This is a genomic window from Sutcliffiella cohnii (assembly GCF_002250055.1).
GTDB classification, from domain to species: domain Bacteria; phylum Bacillota; class Bacilli; order Bacillales; family Bacillaceae_I; genus Sutcliffiella; species Sutcliffiella cohnii.
In genome coordinates this window covers 2,193,365-2,206,710 of sequence record NZ_CP018866.1, presented here as the reverse complement: position 1 = coordinate 2,206,710, position 13,346 = coordinate 2,193,365, and the positions used below count along the sequence as shown (strand labels likewise).

Genomic DNA, 13,346 nt, shown 5'->3' with positions numbered 1-13,346 from the left:
TCTCGCAGTAGACGAAATGCTAATTAATAATAAATAGATAAATTCATAGAGTTTTTAATATTAGTAGAATCTTCGAAAAATTTATGTGTTAAAGGGGCTAAATTAAGTAAATGTTCGTTTGTTTGTTCATTTAAATAGTACATCGCAAATGTTTCTGCAAAATACTCCTCTATGAAATGTAAAAAATAAGTTTGATTAGGAAATAAGATGGGCGCCTCTTTTTTCCATATTTTAATAAAATCTTCGTTATATCTAACGTTACCATAAACGAAACGATCAATAGAATGAGCTAATTCGTGTAATTCCAAATTAATTGAACCGTGACCTTGACCTATATTACTATGGCCAATTTTTGCAAGTACTAATTTGGAACCGCCTATACCAGGTACATCATCCCACGTGGGTCCTTGTGAACTGTAGCCACGGGGCTTCGTTCCTTTTAAATGTTCGAACCCTTTCACCTCTGTTAAAGATCCTTCAAATAGGTAAAGCTGAACATGCTGTTGGACGAGAGAAAATAATATTGTTTCTGGAATAACAGAAATGGTAGTTATCATTTTAGCTGTTTCTTCATAGGAAAACTCTGATGGTGGAAGTAATATAATTTTATTTAATAACTCTCTATTTGGAACATCTTCTAAAAGGAGGTTTAATTGACTAGATGGATAATCTTTTAATGAAATAGCATCAACACTCGCGAATGCTTTCCAAAGAGCTGGTAGTAAAAGTATCGAAGTTAAAAATAAAATAGTACTAGTTCGTTTCCACATGATGATCAGCCCTATCTGTATAAATTAATGGGTTGTTGTTTTTTAAATTATCAGAATAATATACATTATATCACAAAACTATTAAATTGTACTCATTTTTGTAACATAATTTTAATATTTTAATATAGTTACTGATAAAAAACATAAAAAAAACAGTTTGCTTTTAATACAAACTGTTTCTCACATTATTAGCTCATCCATTTAGGAGGAGTGTTTTTTGACCAAAAGATACTACCTAAAGTATGGTGCATTTGGAAATCGTCGTGATGTGTATGATAATGAAAATTAAAATAATATCCATCTAAAGGAGGGTGATCCTTTCTTACATGGAAACGAATAATATCTTTCCCTGTTAGGCTATGATAAATATGAAAGATTTTTTCGCTATGGCCACCTGAAGGGCTTTCAGAAATTACTAGGTTTTGTAATTCTTCTTCGGGATACTGTTCAGTTAATTGAGATAATACGTATTCAATTTTAGGTAAAATAACATCATTAAATTCATCTTTAATAACTGGTCCAATTTTACTTCCGAACTTCTCGTATGATTGATTTAATGCTTGATTAGTAACTTGTTGTAAAAAAGCTTCTTTCGTATGTAACTCATGTTTTATTTCAATACGGTCATTAGTATAACTATTTAAAGATTGTTCATTATTATTATCATCAGCTAATAAATAAGCTGGTGGAGCCACCATTCCAAATGTTAAGGTCGTTATTAGGATGACTAGTGATTTTTTTAGCCATTTGGGCATAATAATCTTCCTCTCTATAAAACTATTAAATTTTTCTATCATGTATAAATGTTTTGTTTTGTTGTATAATATGATTATACCATAAATATTCAGACATTTTTACATATAAAAACAAGAAAAGGAACTTTCTTAAATTCTTCATATTTTATGTTCATCCTTTTCCTTTTTTTTGATAAAATGAAATGAATAATACATACTGGAGGTTCACACTATGTTTGAAACAGTTTTAGTTGTTGCATGTTTTATTACACTTGGATACTTTATCTTTTTAGGAGTAACAGACTAAAAAAAGCTCGCATGTATAATGCGAGCTTTTTTAATGCTTACTAGATATTTAAGTTTATAATTGATTCCTGCAATTGCATCCATTTCAAGTTAATGTTTCTTCGGTTTATTGCGACTTGATGATTTCTCAACTGATCCTGTTTCTTCCATTGTTGTTCCTTGTCCTTCAACTTGAGAGCTAGATAGACCTGTTTTAGCTGGATTTTTCTTTCGTTTAGCCACTGTAAATCACCTCCACCTTTTTAACATGTCCACTCTTTATTTTTCCAAAACACCGAAGTGAAATTTAGCTGTTTTTCTAACTTGTACTTGAAAATTAAACTTTTTAAAGTGGTCACTTTTCCAATGATCTTTTAACACAACTCTACTTTTGGCAACTCTATAGGCTTCATTTATAGTAAGTTCGGTTAGACCTTCATAAATTGCGACACTTTTTAGCGGAAGGATCCCTTGTGATTCCTCTATCGTTTCTGTAAACATTGGATCAAAATAGACAACATCGTAACTATTACTGTCCAAAGTTTGTAAATACTCTTTATGATCTGTTGTTACGACTTGAACTCTTTCCATCGCTTTTACTAAAGCTTCATTCTCACTTGGCCACGTTTTTAATCCTTCTTGAACAATAAATGCTACGGTTCGGTTTCCTTCTAACCCTGTTACTTTTCCATTTTTCCCAACGATATAACTGGCGATAATGCTATCAGAAGCGAGTCCCAGAGTGCAATCTAGGAAAGACATGCCATTTTGCAATTTTGTTACTTCTAAAAATGGCTCTGTCTCACCTTTTATTAGTCTTTTTAAACGAAATGCTGCTGAGTTTGGATGGAAGAAGATTGGTTCTTTTTTACCTAACTTAAATAGTTCAAGTCTTTCTTTCCCAACCACTATTATATCTTCGTTATATTTGTTATGAAGTGCTTCGATAGACAATTTATTTCGATTGATGTATTTAAAGTTGTGATGGAGAGCCAATTGTTTCGCTTTTTGAATATAAGTTTCATCTGTTCGTCCAGCTGTTGTTATGTACATATGATAACTCCTTTTTAAAAGGATTAACTTGAAAATAGAGAGTGTTTTGAGTTAGTCCGTTGCACTTCGCTGCAGACACTTGCTTTCCGCGGGGAGATGTCTAGCTCCAACGCATTGGCCCTATCAAACTTCCCAGTCCGTCCGTACGATAAGTCAACATCAACTCAACTAACGTTTCGTTGTGTTTCCTTTATCTCCTACCGGACTGCTCCAGTTTGTACGGGCCAGATCGATGCGCTTACGCTTTTCGTGGAGTCGAGCCTCCTCGGCTTCGCCTGTGGGGTCTCGACCTTCCCTCTACATCCCGCTGGAGTCAAGTGTCTTCCGCTCCGTTCCACTCACGGTTCTAAATCTAGGAAGGCAAAATATTATAGCAGTTTAACACCGAACCGCTTATTTCATTCTCCATGGTGCAAGATATACCTTGTATGGTGTCCACCTTTAAGGATTTTTTTATATTACAAACTTCAATATAACAAACTACCTTGTATCTTTATAATACAAGGTAGTTTGTGAATGCTTATTGAATTTTATATTTATTCTTTTAGTTTTGCAATTTTTCTAGCAATGTTTTTCAAATGCGTTTAATAAGTTATTCATAATATCTTCCATTGGGAATGATTCAATGTCGTGGCGGTGAATAAAATGTACCACTTCTTTTCCTTTTAAAATTGCCATGGAAGGAGAGGATGGTGGGATATCACCGAAATACTCTCTCATTTTTGCTGTTGCGTCTTTATCTTGTCCTGCAAAGACTGTAACTAAATTGTTCGGTGTTTTTTCAGCTTGAACTACTGCTTGAGTTGCTGCAGGGCGTGCTAATCCTGCTGCACAGCCACAAACTGAGTTTATAACAACTAATGAAGTGCCAGTTGTATTCTCCATGTAATTAACAACATCTTCTTCCGAAGTTAGTTCTTTAAAGCCAGCTGTTGTTAGCTCTGTTCTCATCGGTTTGACCATTTGCTTCATATATTCATCATATGCATTTGACATTAGTGTTTCCTCCTTTAGTTGTTTCTTTCCGTCATTTGTTTCCATACTGAACCTTTTGCTTCTTCTCCGCCTTCAATGCGTTCAATTGCCATTTTAACTTGCATACTTACTTCGAATTCAGGATCATCTTCTGCTTTTCTTAAAGCTTCTAGTGCAGAATCATCTCCAACTTCATATAGGAACATTGCTGCACGCCAGCGGACTAGTTTATTTTTATCCTGAAGGGCTTCTATCATTGCCGGAATTGCCTTTTCGCTACCTATATCAGACAAGCAATCTCCTGCCGTTCTACGTACTGTAACTGTTTTATCTTTTAATGCTTTATATAATAATGGTAAAACTTCTTCTTTTTCTATCATTCCTAAGTACACTGTCGCTAATCTGCGAATGGACGCCTTTTCATCATCTAAAGCTTTCGCTAATACAGGAATATCCGATTCTCCAGGGTCCATTTGATCTAATGCGCGGTATCGTTCTGACCAATCTGGATTATTTAACATATCCCCCGTTACTTTATAAGACTCTCGTTTCACTATTTTTTCTGTACTATGAGCTTGTTGTAACAGTCTTTGCAATCTTTCAGGTGGATACGCAGCTGAAAGCTCCTCCACTATCTCCGTCCCTACTGCTTCTAAGTCACCATATCTTATACCGTGTTCTTTCCACTCTCGTTCTAGGACGACATTTTCTTCCTTACTTTGTGCTTCTAAAATTGCTTTAGAAAAGATATCAGGAAGACCTACACGCTTTTCTTGTTCACCGTCTGTTAATTTAACTTGCATAGGAATTTCGTGAAACATTTGAACAAATACTTTTACTTCCCCAAATCCCTCAGATGGATTATAAGAAGCATTTTCTTTTTCGGAAACTTGTTCTTCACCGAATAATGCACGAACTTCCAAAAGGATATTTTTCCAATCGAAGCGTGCATTTCGCTCTACTGCCAAAAAGTCGGCGACATGGTAAACGCCTTTTACGCCTTCAATATTTAGTATATTTTGAATAATTTCAGGTGCTTCTGTACGGTTGTCTTTCGTATAATTATTTCTCGTACCGAACGGTAATTCTTTATCTAATAACACTTTCATCGTATTAGGACTTGGTGTCGGCTCTATTGCTTTTATATTCATATAGCTGATCTCCTTACTTTTTTTCTTTCATCGTATCATAGAGAGATATTTTTCACATTTATATTGCTTATTTTGACCCTGCTTTTTGTGCTTGAATCGCTTCTACTTTTTCTGAAAGCTCTTCCCAACGTTTCATAAGGGCTTCTAATTGTTCACTTTTCATATTTTGACTTTCCATTAACTCACTTATCTTTCCGTAATCACTACCTGCTTTTTCAATCTCCTTACTAATTCTTTCTAATTCTATTTCTAGATCTGCTATTCTTTCTTCTATAGTCTCCCAATCTTTTTGCTCTTGAAAAGAAAGTCTCAATTGCTTCTTTTCTAGTCTAATTGGTTGTTCAACCGACTTTACTGCCTCTTTTTTTTCTAACTGCTTTTTAGCCTGTTGTTCGAGTAGGTAATCACTATATTCGCCGAAGATTCTTCGAGCAGTACCACTTCCGTCTAGTATAAGGAGCTCTGTAACGACTTTATCTAAAAAGTATCGGTCATGTGAAACAGTTACTACGACTCCTGGGAATTCTTCTAAATATGCCTCTAATATCGTTAACGTTTCTGTGTCCAAATCGTTCGTAGGCTCGTCTAGTAATAATACATTTGGCTGGCTCATTAATATTTTTAATAAATATAATCTTTTCTTCTCTCCACCTGATAGTTTTCTAATTGGGGTTCCGTGAGAGTGTGGTGGAAATAAAAACCGTTCTAACAATTGTGAAGCACTAATCATTTGCCCGTCCTCTGTATGGACTACTTCTGCTTCCTCTTTAATGTACTCGATAATACGCTGTTCCCCATTCATATCTTCTTGTTCCTGGGTGTAATAACCAATCTTAACTGTCTGGCCTTTTTCCAACTCTCCAGCCGATGGTACAAGTTTACTTGCTAAGACATTAAGTAATGTCGATTTCCCTGCGCCATTTGGACCAACAATTCCAATTCGGTCTTTTTGTTTTAATAATAAATCTATGTTTTTTAATATTACTTTATTGTTAAATGTAACAGAAACATCTTTTAGTTCTAATACTTTTTTTCCTAAACGTTGTGTACCTGCAGTTACCATCTCTAGTTGAGTTTTTTCGTTATTCACTTTCACATTCTCTTCTAATTTTTCAAAGCGTTGGATACGAGCTTTTTGTTTTGTAGTTCTCGCTTTAGCACCTTTTCGCATCCATTCTAACTCTTGCCGATATAAACTTTTTTGTTTTGTTTCAGTTTTTTCGAGTTCTTCCATTCTTATGGCTTTAGCTTCTAAATAACTTGCGTAATTACCTAAATAAGTATAAAGATGGCCATTATGTAATTCAAATATTTTCGTTGTTACTTTATCTAAGAAATAACGATCATGCGTAACGAGAAGAAGAGCACCCGTAAATTTATTTAAGTAATCCTCTAACCACATGATGGTTTCAAAGTCTAAATGGTTTGTTGGCTCATCGAGAATGAGTAGATCTGGATTTTGTAGTAATGTTTGTGCTAATGCTACTCTTTTCTTTTGCCCTCCCGAAAGCTGACCTACTTTAACAGTAACGTCCTCTATACCTAGTTTATTTAAAACAGCTTTTGCGTTTGAACTATGGTCCCACGCATTTAAACTATCCATTTGTTGTTGATAATGCATTAAATCACTTTGAATCTTCTCGTTCATAGGATCTTCTTGAATTTTAGAAAGACATGATTCATAAGATTTTATTATGTTATTTATTGATGTGTTTTCATCAAGAACTTGTTCCATTATTGATAGATTTTCATCTAGATTAGGTTTTTGAGATAAGAAAGAAATTTTATAGTCTGATGAGGTTGTAATTGTCCCTTCATCCGCACTTTCTTTACTAGCAACAATTTTTAAAAATGTAGACTTTCCTGTTCCATTAACTCCTATTAATCCAACTCTTTCTTTTTCTTGTATGCTAAATGAAACATTATGTAATAATTGCTTCTCTACGTATATTTTTGATATGTTTTCTCCAATAATCATTTTCATAACTTTACTTCCCACTCCCTATGAAATTCCGATAAAAATAGCTTAAGAAAATCATGTCTTTCTTTTGCTATATTTCTTGCCGTATCAGTATGTAATGTATGTATTAGTTTAACTAGCTTTTCATAAAAGTGATTTATAGCAGTAGATTTTTCATTTCGATATTGTTCATATGACATTTCATCTCTTACTGGAATGTTTGGGTCATACATCGCCTGTCCTTTTGCACCTGAATACATAAACGTTCTAGCTATTCCTATTGCACCAATCGCATCTAAACGGTCTGCATCTTGAATGATTTTCCCTTCTACCAAATCCATTTGCATACCGTTTCCGCCTTTGAACCCTACATTTTCAATAATATATATAATTTGTTGTATGTATTCGTCTTGATATTGTAAAGATTCAAGCAGATCGATAATTTCTCGTTTTGCATTTTCTTTATTTTTCACTAATTTTTCATCTAAAATATCATGTAATAAAGCTGCAATTTCTACTATTTCAATGTTTACATTTTCATTTTTGGCAATATGAATGGACATCTTTCGCACACGATCAATATGATACCAATCATGTCCGGTAGTATCATGACTTAATTTTTGTTGAACAAAACTTTCTATATGTTGAATCACGTTTCTTTTCCTCCAATATTGATTTCTCAATTATTTTAACATGGAATAGATTGTATAGCACATTTTTGGCAATGTTTTAGGTAGAAGCATACTATATGAAAAAACGGAGGAGTTATCATGTTTTGTAGAAATGTTATCGGTACAGCTTGGTTAGGGACTCACGTAGTTGTCATTCGTTGTTCTTACCCACAGTTAGATTTTATTCATCTTTCAAGTAGTGACCATGCACCGTTAGAACCAGTATCAAAGTCATGCGCAGAAACATTATCGAGATTTTTAAGTATAGGTTACAAGCTTATCGGAGCGTATCCAATGAATGGCGAAGTAATATTTGTCTTAACATATGTATAAGTTCAGTAGAAACGTGCCTAATGACTGTGTTTTTTGCTACAATAACTCACTTATTTTAGATAAGAAAAAAAGAAAAGTAACGCAAGCGTACTTTTCTTATTCGTTAAACCAAGCTAATCCTACTGTGTCTACTCCAGCATGAACGGAGATTGTTGTAGAAATAGGATAAGCGCCTACTTTAAGGTTTGGATATGTCTCTTTTATTTTTTGTTTAATAGAGAATGTTTGTTCTTCTTCGCGGCCATATAATAAATAAAGTTCTTTTACCGTACCTCGGTTAAATGCATCATCAAATAACTCCAGCATACGTTGAAACACTTTCTTTTCTGTTCTAACTTTTTCTGCAACATCCAGCTTTCCGTCTTTAATTGCAATGATTGGTTTTATTTGAAGTAAGCTACCTAACACTTTTTGAACACTAGTCATTCTTCCGCTTCGGTGTAGTTGCTCTAAACTCCCTATTAGTACATAAAGTTCTGACTTATTTACCATATCGTCTAGTTTTCTTTCCACTTCTTCTATGCTATGACCTTCATTTACAAGCTTAATTGCTGTTTTTAGCATAGCGGTTAATGGATAGGACAATGTTTTAGTATCAATTGTTGTCACTGGTATATCCACTAATTTTGCTGCTTGTTGACTAGATGAAACCGTTCCACTTAAATGGCTTGAAAGATGAATGGAGACGATTTGATCGTAATTTTGAGCTAATTGATTATACAATTCGGCGAATGTTCCCACGGATGGCTGTGATGTTTTAGGTGGAATTTCACTTTCTACTAATAATTTTTGAAATTGTTCTTTCGTAATGTTAACGCCATCTAAATACTCGTCTTCTCCAAAATAAATGACCATTGGAACTGTATATACATCAGGATGATTAGCAAGCTCCTCATCGATAAAAGCTGTACTATCTGTTACCCAAGCGATTTTCCCCATAATCTTCACTCCTTTTATATAATCACACATTAATTAGTAGTAATTTATATTATGTATTATTAGTACCAGATACTATAGTCTTATAATACTATATAATGAGTAGTTTGAGGAGAAAATTCTAAAAATATTTAAAAATATATTACATTTGTTTATGATACAAAAAATACCCACGATTAAGTGGGCATAGGTAAATTAACTATTTTCTTTTAAAGTTTCATACAATAAAAGAAGTATTTGACGAACGTCATCAATTGTTTCTTCAAAAATTAAATGGTCTAAATGTATAGTCGTTTTTAGTACATTTTCTTCAGTACCATTTACATATTGTATTACTTGATGAGAAATTCTCCATTGCATTCCCCATTTTCTTCTTAAATTTGCTTCCCAATCATTTATCGCTATGCTACTGTTAAGCGCTTGTTGAAAAGTTAATTGCATATAACAACCAGGTTTATCACCTTTAAGATGGTTAATCTCGATTGCTAATTGCTTTATGTCAGTCTGTAATGAAATTATGGCTGTTAAGCTCTGATCTACAGTTACTTCCATTCTAAATGTTCTCGACATTGTGGCTAAATCTATTAAATCTTTTCTGTCAATAACTTGAAGGTGTCCGTCTAAATCTAAATCATATAAATCACCTTCAACTACAACTTTTATATTGTCAAAAACGGTAGGATCAAACATAAATGACTCCTTAGAAAAGACCAACTGCTTTGCCGTTTTCGTCAATGTCCATTTGTAAAGCAGCAGGTTTTTTTGGTAAGCCAGGCATTGTCATAACATCGCCGGTTAATGCAACGATAAATCCTGCACCAATTGACGGTTTCAATTCTCTAATCAAAATAATAAATCCTTCTGGTCTTCCTAGCTTTTGTGGGTCGTCAGATAAAGAATATTGAGTCTTTGCCATACATATAGGCAAATGCGCCCAGCCTTCCCCTTCAAATTGTTGAATTTGCTTTTTAGCAGTGGAAGAGAGTTCAATATCTTTTGCTCCATATACTTTTTGAGCAATGGTACGGATTTTTTCTTCGATTGAAAGCTCTAAAGGATATAGGTGATTAAAACTTGTTTGTTTTTTTTCCATCACCTCGAGTAGTTTCTCTGCTAATTGTATACCACCGTCTCCACCTTTTTCCCATACTTGTGTTAACGCTACAGGTATTTCGTGCTGGTCACACCAAGTTTGCAAAAAGTCTATCTCAGCTTTAGTATCAGAAGTAAATTCGTTTATCGCAACAACATAAGGTAAACCGAACAGCTCAATCGTTTCTATATGTTTCTTCAAGTTCGTTACGCCATGTTGTAACGCTTGAACATTTTCTTCTGTTAATTTTTCTTTTTCTACTCCCCCATGCATTTTAAGGGCACGAATGGTTGCAACTATTACTACTGCTTCTGGATCAATTCCTAGGGACCTCGTTTTAATATTAAGAAATTTTTCTGCACCTAAGTCTGCTCCAAATCCAGCCTCGGTAACTACGAAATCTCCTAATTTTGCAGCCATTTTTGTTGCTAAAACTGAATTACATCCATGCGCAATATTAGCGAAAGGACCGCCATGTATAATGGCAGGAGTATGTTCAATCGTCTGGACTAGATTTGGCTTAAATGCATCTTTTAATAGCATTGTTAAAGCACCTTCTACTCCTAAATCTTTTACCGTTACTGGATTTTTATTGTAATCAAAAGCGACAACTATTTGTGATAAACGGTGTTTTAAATCATTTAAATCAGAAGCTAAGCAAAATATTGCCATTATTTCTGAAGCAACAGTTATATCAAAGCCGTCTTCTCTAGGTACTCCTTGGAAAGGTCCTCCTAACCCGATAACAACTTTACGTAAAGCACGGTCATTCATATCGAGTACTCGTTTCCAAATAATTCGTCTTGGGTCAATATTAAGGGTATTTCCTTGTTGAATGTGGTTATCAATTAACGCAGATAGCGCATTATTTGCTGTTGTGATAGCATGAATATCACCTGTAAAATGGAGATTAATATCTTCCATAGGTAGTACTTGTGAGTATCCGCCTCCAGTTGCTCCACCTTTCACACCCATAGTCGGTCCTAAAGATGGCTCTCTCATCGCAATGACAGCTTTTTTACCAAGCTTTGTTAGCGCCTGACCTAACCCTACAGTAACAGTCGACTTACCTTCCCCAGCAGGTGTAGGGTTAATCGCAGTGACAAGAATAACCTTCCCGTCCTTTTTATCCTTCAGTCTATTAAATATATTTAAAGAGAGTTTTGCTTTATAATGACCATAAGGCTCTAATTCATCATCAGTAATTTGTAACTCATTTGCGATTTCTGTTATTTTCTTCATATCACTATTTTGAGCAATTTCAATATCAGACGGGATCTTGATTTTCGCTTTTTCCATATGTATTCTCCTCCGCAATTTAACTTTAATCTACACCGTTATTTTAACACGTTCATTTCCGATATATCAGCAAATCTTTCTTATCCATAATACTTTATCAAAATAAAAGAACATGGTTAATATCCATGCTCAATACAATATCAGCTATTTTTATCTGAAAAGTATACTTCTTCATAAGGTTGAACAACTACAAAGCCATTTCCGCTAAATTTCATTTGAAGTGATTCACCACTACCTCGTCCGACTAATGTTTTTAATTGTATGTCTGTTACAAACTCTGGTTGTAAATTACCGGACCATGCTACTGTAGCATTTGGATCTGTATAAATTGGTTGACCAGGATAAACCATTAATGTTAACGGCTCGTAGTGAGAAGTAAAAGCTACTAGGCCATTTCCTTCTAGGTGAACATTAAATAAGCCTCCTGACAGTACTCCTGCAATTCTCCTCATCAGCTTAATATCCCAATGTAATCCATCTTCAAAAGCTAGTAAATCGTTACCGTTTATATAAATACTGTCTCCTGCTAAATCAACAATCGTTATTTTTTTTCCTTGATCTGCTAAATATAGCTTCCCATTACCATTCGCTTTCATGAGTTGTGAACCTTCGCCAGTAAAGGTCTTTTTTAAGAGTCTGCCTAATCCGTGTTCTAATATTCCTTCCCGTTCGAATTTGATATTACCTTCGTAAGATATCATTGATCCCATTTTTGCCCAAACTAATCCATTTAAATTTACTTCTAATATTCTTTCCGTTTCTAGTTCAAAGAAGCCTTGCCCTAAATCTTTTTGTTTAGTAGATTGAATAAATTGAGAAATTGAATATTTTGACATAGTTATCCCTCCCTTTCAAAATGAAACACCCACATGAACGTTAAAGATTGCTTTAATATTTTTGGGAGCTTAGAAGTTTCTATCTTTTTAGCATCCTCTTTATATACGGGTAAATGATCTATTAAGTTCCAACCATTTTCTAAAGCAAGTCGTTCTAATTCCCAGGGCATCATCGTATTACAAATTATATGTTCACCATACAGACGATTAAAACTGTTAGCTCTTGGTCCAGCTGTAGGTCCGAGTAACCCTATAAATAAGGAACCTTTATTCTTCATAACCCGATGAAACTCATTTATGACAGTTAAAGGATTTTCTGTCCATTCAAGAGAGTTTATTGCCATAATGGCATCAACTGACTCGTTGCCTAGTGGTAGATTAGATAAATCACCTTGTAAAAACACCATTTCGGAATTTTTATACGTATCTTTCGCATACTTAATCATATTTTCAGCTAAATCTACACCGATGACCTTATAATCGTTTTGTGAAAGCAAGTAGGAACCGTACCCGTCGCCACATCCCGCATCTAATACAGTAGAACCTTGTTTTAATTTACTTTGGATAAACGGAATAATTGTTTTACGACTACCTGTTTTCCACATAGCTTCACTTCTCTCATGCCAATCAAGAGCACGATCATTCCAGGCGTTAGCGCTAGATTGTTGCCAAGATTTATTGTTCATTTCAACACCTCTGTTTTTTAGTCTATATTTCTACCTAGTTGTATTTGTACGTCATACTATACGGAAATACCTGCCTCCCCACAAGAATATTTTTTAATTTTAAGGCTAATCTATAAAACGTTGGCACCCTTTTTAATTGGAAAGGAGTTTATATACTTTGAAAGAAACTTTTATAGCTGTTCAAAAGAATGGTGATGGAGATATTGAAAAGTTTAAAACATCCAATGGTCGTATTCTGTCCTATGAACAGGCATTACACGATGTAAATGAGGGGATTGTAATTGGAGCAAACGTCTTTAAAGGTAAAGATGGAGAAATGTATATTAGAGGAAATGCTGACGGAGATCCAACAAATAATTTAGATCAATTACCTACATTTTAAGGAGTGGTTTTTTTATGACTAAGAAAAATAATAAAGGTAGTTTTAATCAAAATAGTCCTACCGGTGAACACAAAGTGCAAGGAAAACATGTTCCAGGTGATAATAGTAAAGGTAATAAAAGAAACAAAGATCAAAAAGATAAAACAGAATTAGATTAAATTAAAATATCTTTTTAGTAGTTA

16 protein-coding genes are annotated in these 13,346 nt (G+C 34.2%); 3 read left to right on the top strand and 13 right to left on the bottom strand.

Annotated features, from left to right (window positions below):
- Positions 1-23: 23 nt before the first annotated feature.
- From BC6307_RS10870 to BC6307_RS10835, 8 genes are all read right to left on the bottom strand, one after another.
- Positions 24-770, bottom strand: coding sequence for an anthrax toxin lethal factor-related metalloendopeptidase (locus BC6307_RS10870; protein ID WP_066419685.1), 747 nt, complete (start codon positions 768-770; stop codon positions 24-26).
- A 188-nt stretch (positions 771-958) separates the two neighbouring features.
- The gene (locus BC6307_RS10865) at positions 959-1,525 is read right to left on the bottom strand and encodes a YpjP family protein (RefSeq protein ID WP_066419686.1); all 567 of its coding nucleotides are present in this window, start codon (positions 1,523-1,525) and stop codon (positions 959-961) included.
- A 375-nt stretch (positions 1,526-1,900) separates the two neighbouring features.
- Positions 1,901-2,032 carry a YuzL family protein gene (locus BC6307_RS10860; protein ID WP_084380633.1) on the bottom strand — a complete coding sequence of 44 codons (132 nt, stop codon included), beginning with the start codon at positions 2,030-2,032 and terminating at the stop codon, positions 1,901-1,903.
- 36 nt (positions 2,033-2,068) lie between these two features.
- Entirely contained in the window at positions 2,069-2,842 is a 774-nt protein-coding gene (locus tag BC6307_RS10855) for a class I SAM-dependent methyltransferase (RefSeq protein WP_066419687.1), read from the bottom strand.
- 561 nt (positions 2,843-3,403) lie between these two features.
- Entirely contained in the window at positions 3,404-3,838 is a 435-nt protein-coding gene (locus tag BC6307_RS10850; RefSeq protein WP_066417405.1) for a BrxA/BrxB family bacilliredoxin, read from the bottom strand.
- A 14-nt stretch (positions 3,839-3,852) separates the two neighbouring features.
- A complete protein-coding gene (locus BC6307_RS10845; protein ID WP_066417402.1) occupies positions 3,853-4,968 on the bottom strand; it encodes a conserved virulence factor C family protein in 1,116 nt (371 codons plus the stop codon).
- 67 nt (positions 4,969-5,035) lie between these two features.
- A complete protein-coding gene (locus BC6307_RS10840) occupies positions 5,036-6,952 on the bottom strand; it encodes an ABC-F family ATP-binding cassette domain-containing protein (protein WP_066417400.1) in 1,917 nt (638 codons plus the stop codon).
- Entirely contained in the window at positions 6,949-7,581 is a 633-nt protein-coding gene (locus BC6307_RS10835) for an HD domain-containing protein (protein ID WP_066417397.1), read from the bottom strand. The genes BC6307_RS10840 and BC6307_RS10835 overlap by 4 nt, the downstream gene beginning before the upstream one ends.
- A 117-nt stretch (positions 7,582-7,698) precedes the next feature.
- On the opposite strand from BC6307_RS10835, the gene BC6307_RS10830 reads away from it, so the two are divergent.
- The gene (locus tag BC6307_RS10830) at positions 7,699-7,932 is read left to right on the top strand and encodes a hypothetical protein (RefSeq protein ID WP_066417394.1); all 234 of its coding nucleotides are present in this window, start codon (positions 7,699-7,701) and stop codon (positions 7,930-7,932) included.
- Between the two features lie 96 nt (positions 7,933-8,028).
- Here the strand turns inward: BC6307_RS10830 and BC6307_RS10825 are convergent, their stop codons facing one another.
- The 5 genes from BC6307_RS10825 to BC6307_RS10805 form a co-directional block, all read right to left on the bottom strand.
- A complete protein-coding gene (locus tag BC6307_RS10825; protein WP_066417391.1) occupies positions 8,029-8,871 on the bottom strand; it encodes a DegV family protein in 843 nt (280 codons plus the stop codon).
- A 192-nt stretch (positions 8,872-9,063) separates the two neighbouring features.
- Complete coding sequence (locus BC6307_RS10820) at positions 9,064-9,558, bottom strand: hypothetical protein (RefSeq protein WP_066417388.1); 495 nt, start codon at positions 9,556-9,558, stop codon at positions 9,064-9,066.
- A 10-nt stretch (positions 9,559-9,568) separates the two neighbouring features.
- A complete protein-coding gene (locus BC6307_RS10815; protein WP_066417386.1) occupies positions 9,569-11,260 on the bottom strand; it encodes a formate--tetrahydrofolate ligase in 1,692 nt (563 codons plus the stop codon).
- A gap of 140 nt (positions 11,261-11,400) precedes the next feature.
- Positions 11,401-12,096: an AIM24 family protein gene (locus tag BC6307_RS10810; RefSeq protein ID WP_066417383.1), complete on the bottom strand. Its 696-nt coding sequence runs from the start codon at positions 12,094-12,096 to the stop codon at positions 11,401-11,403.
- Between the two features lie 2 nt (positions 12,097-12,098).
- Positions 12,099-12,782 carry a class I SAM-dependent methyltransferase gene (locus BC6307_RS10805; protein ID WP_066417380.1) on the bottom strand — a complete coding sequence of 228 codons (684 nt, stop codon included), beginning with the start codon at positions 12,780-12,782 and terminating at the stop codon, positions 12,099-12,101.
- Positions 12,783-12,939: 157 nt separating this feature from the next.
- On the opposite strand from BC6307_RS10805, the gene BC6307_RS10800 reads away from it, so the two are divergent.
- The gene (locus BC6307_RS10800; RefSeq protein ID WP_235858168.1) at positions 12,940-13,164 is read left to right on the top strand and encodes a DUF3892 domain-containing protein; all 225 of its coding nucleotides are present in this window, start codon (positions 12,940-12,942) and stop codon (positions 13,162-13,164) included.
- Between the two features lie 14 nt (positions 13,165-13,178).
- Positions 13,179-13,322 (top strand): hypothetical protein, encoded by a 144-nt coding sequence (locus tag BC6307_RS25055; protein ID WP_169714880.1) that lies wholly within the window; start codon positions 13,179-13,181, stop codon positions 13,320-13,322.
- Positions 13,323-13,346: the final 24 nt, after the last annotated feature.

Coding starts and splice junctions, on each gene's coding strand:
- BC6307_RS10825 (WP_066417391.1), bottom strand. CDS start 8,871: ATGGGGAAAATCGCTTGGGTAACAGATAGTACAGCTTTTATCGATGAG.
- BC6307_RS10845 (WP_066417402.1), bottom strand. CDS start 4,968: ATGAATATAAAAGCAATAGAGCCGACACCAAGTCCTAATACGATGAAA.
- BC6307_RS10815 (WP_066417386.1), bottom strand. CDS start 11,260: ATGGAAAAAGCGAAAATCAAGATCCCGTCTGATATTGAAATTGCTCAA.
- BC6307_RS25055 (WP_169714880.1), top strand. CDS start 13,179: ATGACTAAGAAAAATAATAAAGGTAGTTTTAATCAAAATAGTCCTACC.
- BC6307_RS10805 (WP_066417380.1), bottom strand. CDS start 12,782: ATGAACAATAAATCTTGGCAACAATCTAGCGCTAACGCCTGGAATGAT.
- BC6307_RS10865 (WP_066419686.1), bottom strand. CDS start 1,525: ATGCCCAAATGGCTAAAAAAATCACTAGTCATCCTAATAACGACCTTA.
- BC6307_RS10840 (WP_066417400.1), bottom strand. CDS start 6,952: ATGAAAATGATTATTGGAGAAAACATATCAAAAATATACGTAGAGAAG.
- BC6307_RS10830 (WP_066417394.1), top strand. CDS start 7,699: ATGTTTTGTAGAAATGTTATCGGTACAGCTTGGTTAGGGACTCACGTA.
- BC6307_RS10870 (WP_066419685.1), bottom strand. CDS start 770: ATGTGGAAACGAACTAGTACTATTTTATTTTTAACTTCGATACTTTTA.
- BC6307_RS10850 (WP_066417405.1), bottom strand. CDS start 3,838: ATGTCAAATGCATATGATGAATATATGAAGCAAATGGTCAAACCGATG.
- BC6307_RS10810 (WP_066417383.1), bottom strand. CDS start 12,096: ATGTCAAAATATTCAATTTCTCAATTTATTCAATCTACTAAACAAAAA.
- BC6307_RS10820 (WP_066417388.1), bottom strand. CDS start 9,558: ATGTTTGATCCTACCGTTTTTGACAATATAAAAGTTGTAGTTGAAGGT.
- BC6307_RS10855 (WP_066419687.1), bottom strand. CDS start 2,842: ATGTACATAACAACAGCTGGACGAACAGATGAAACTTATATTCAAAAA.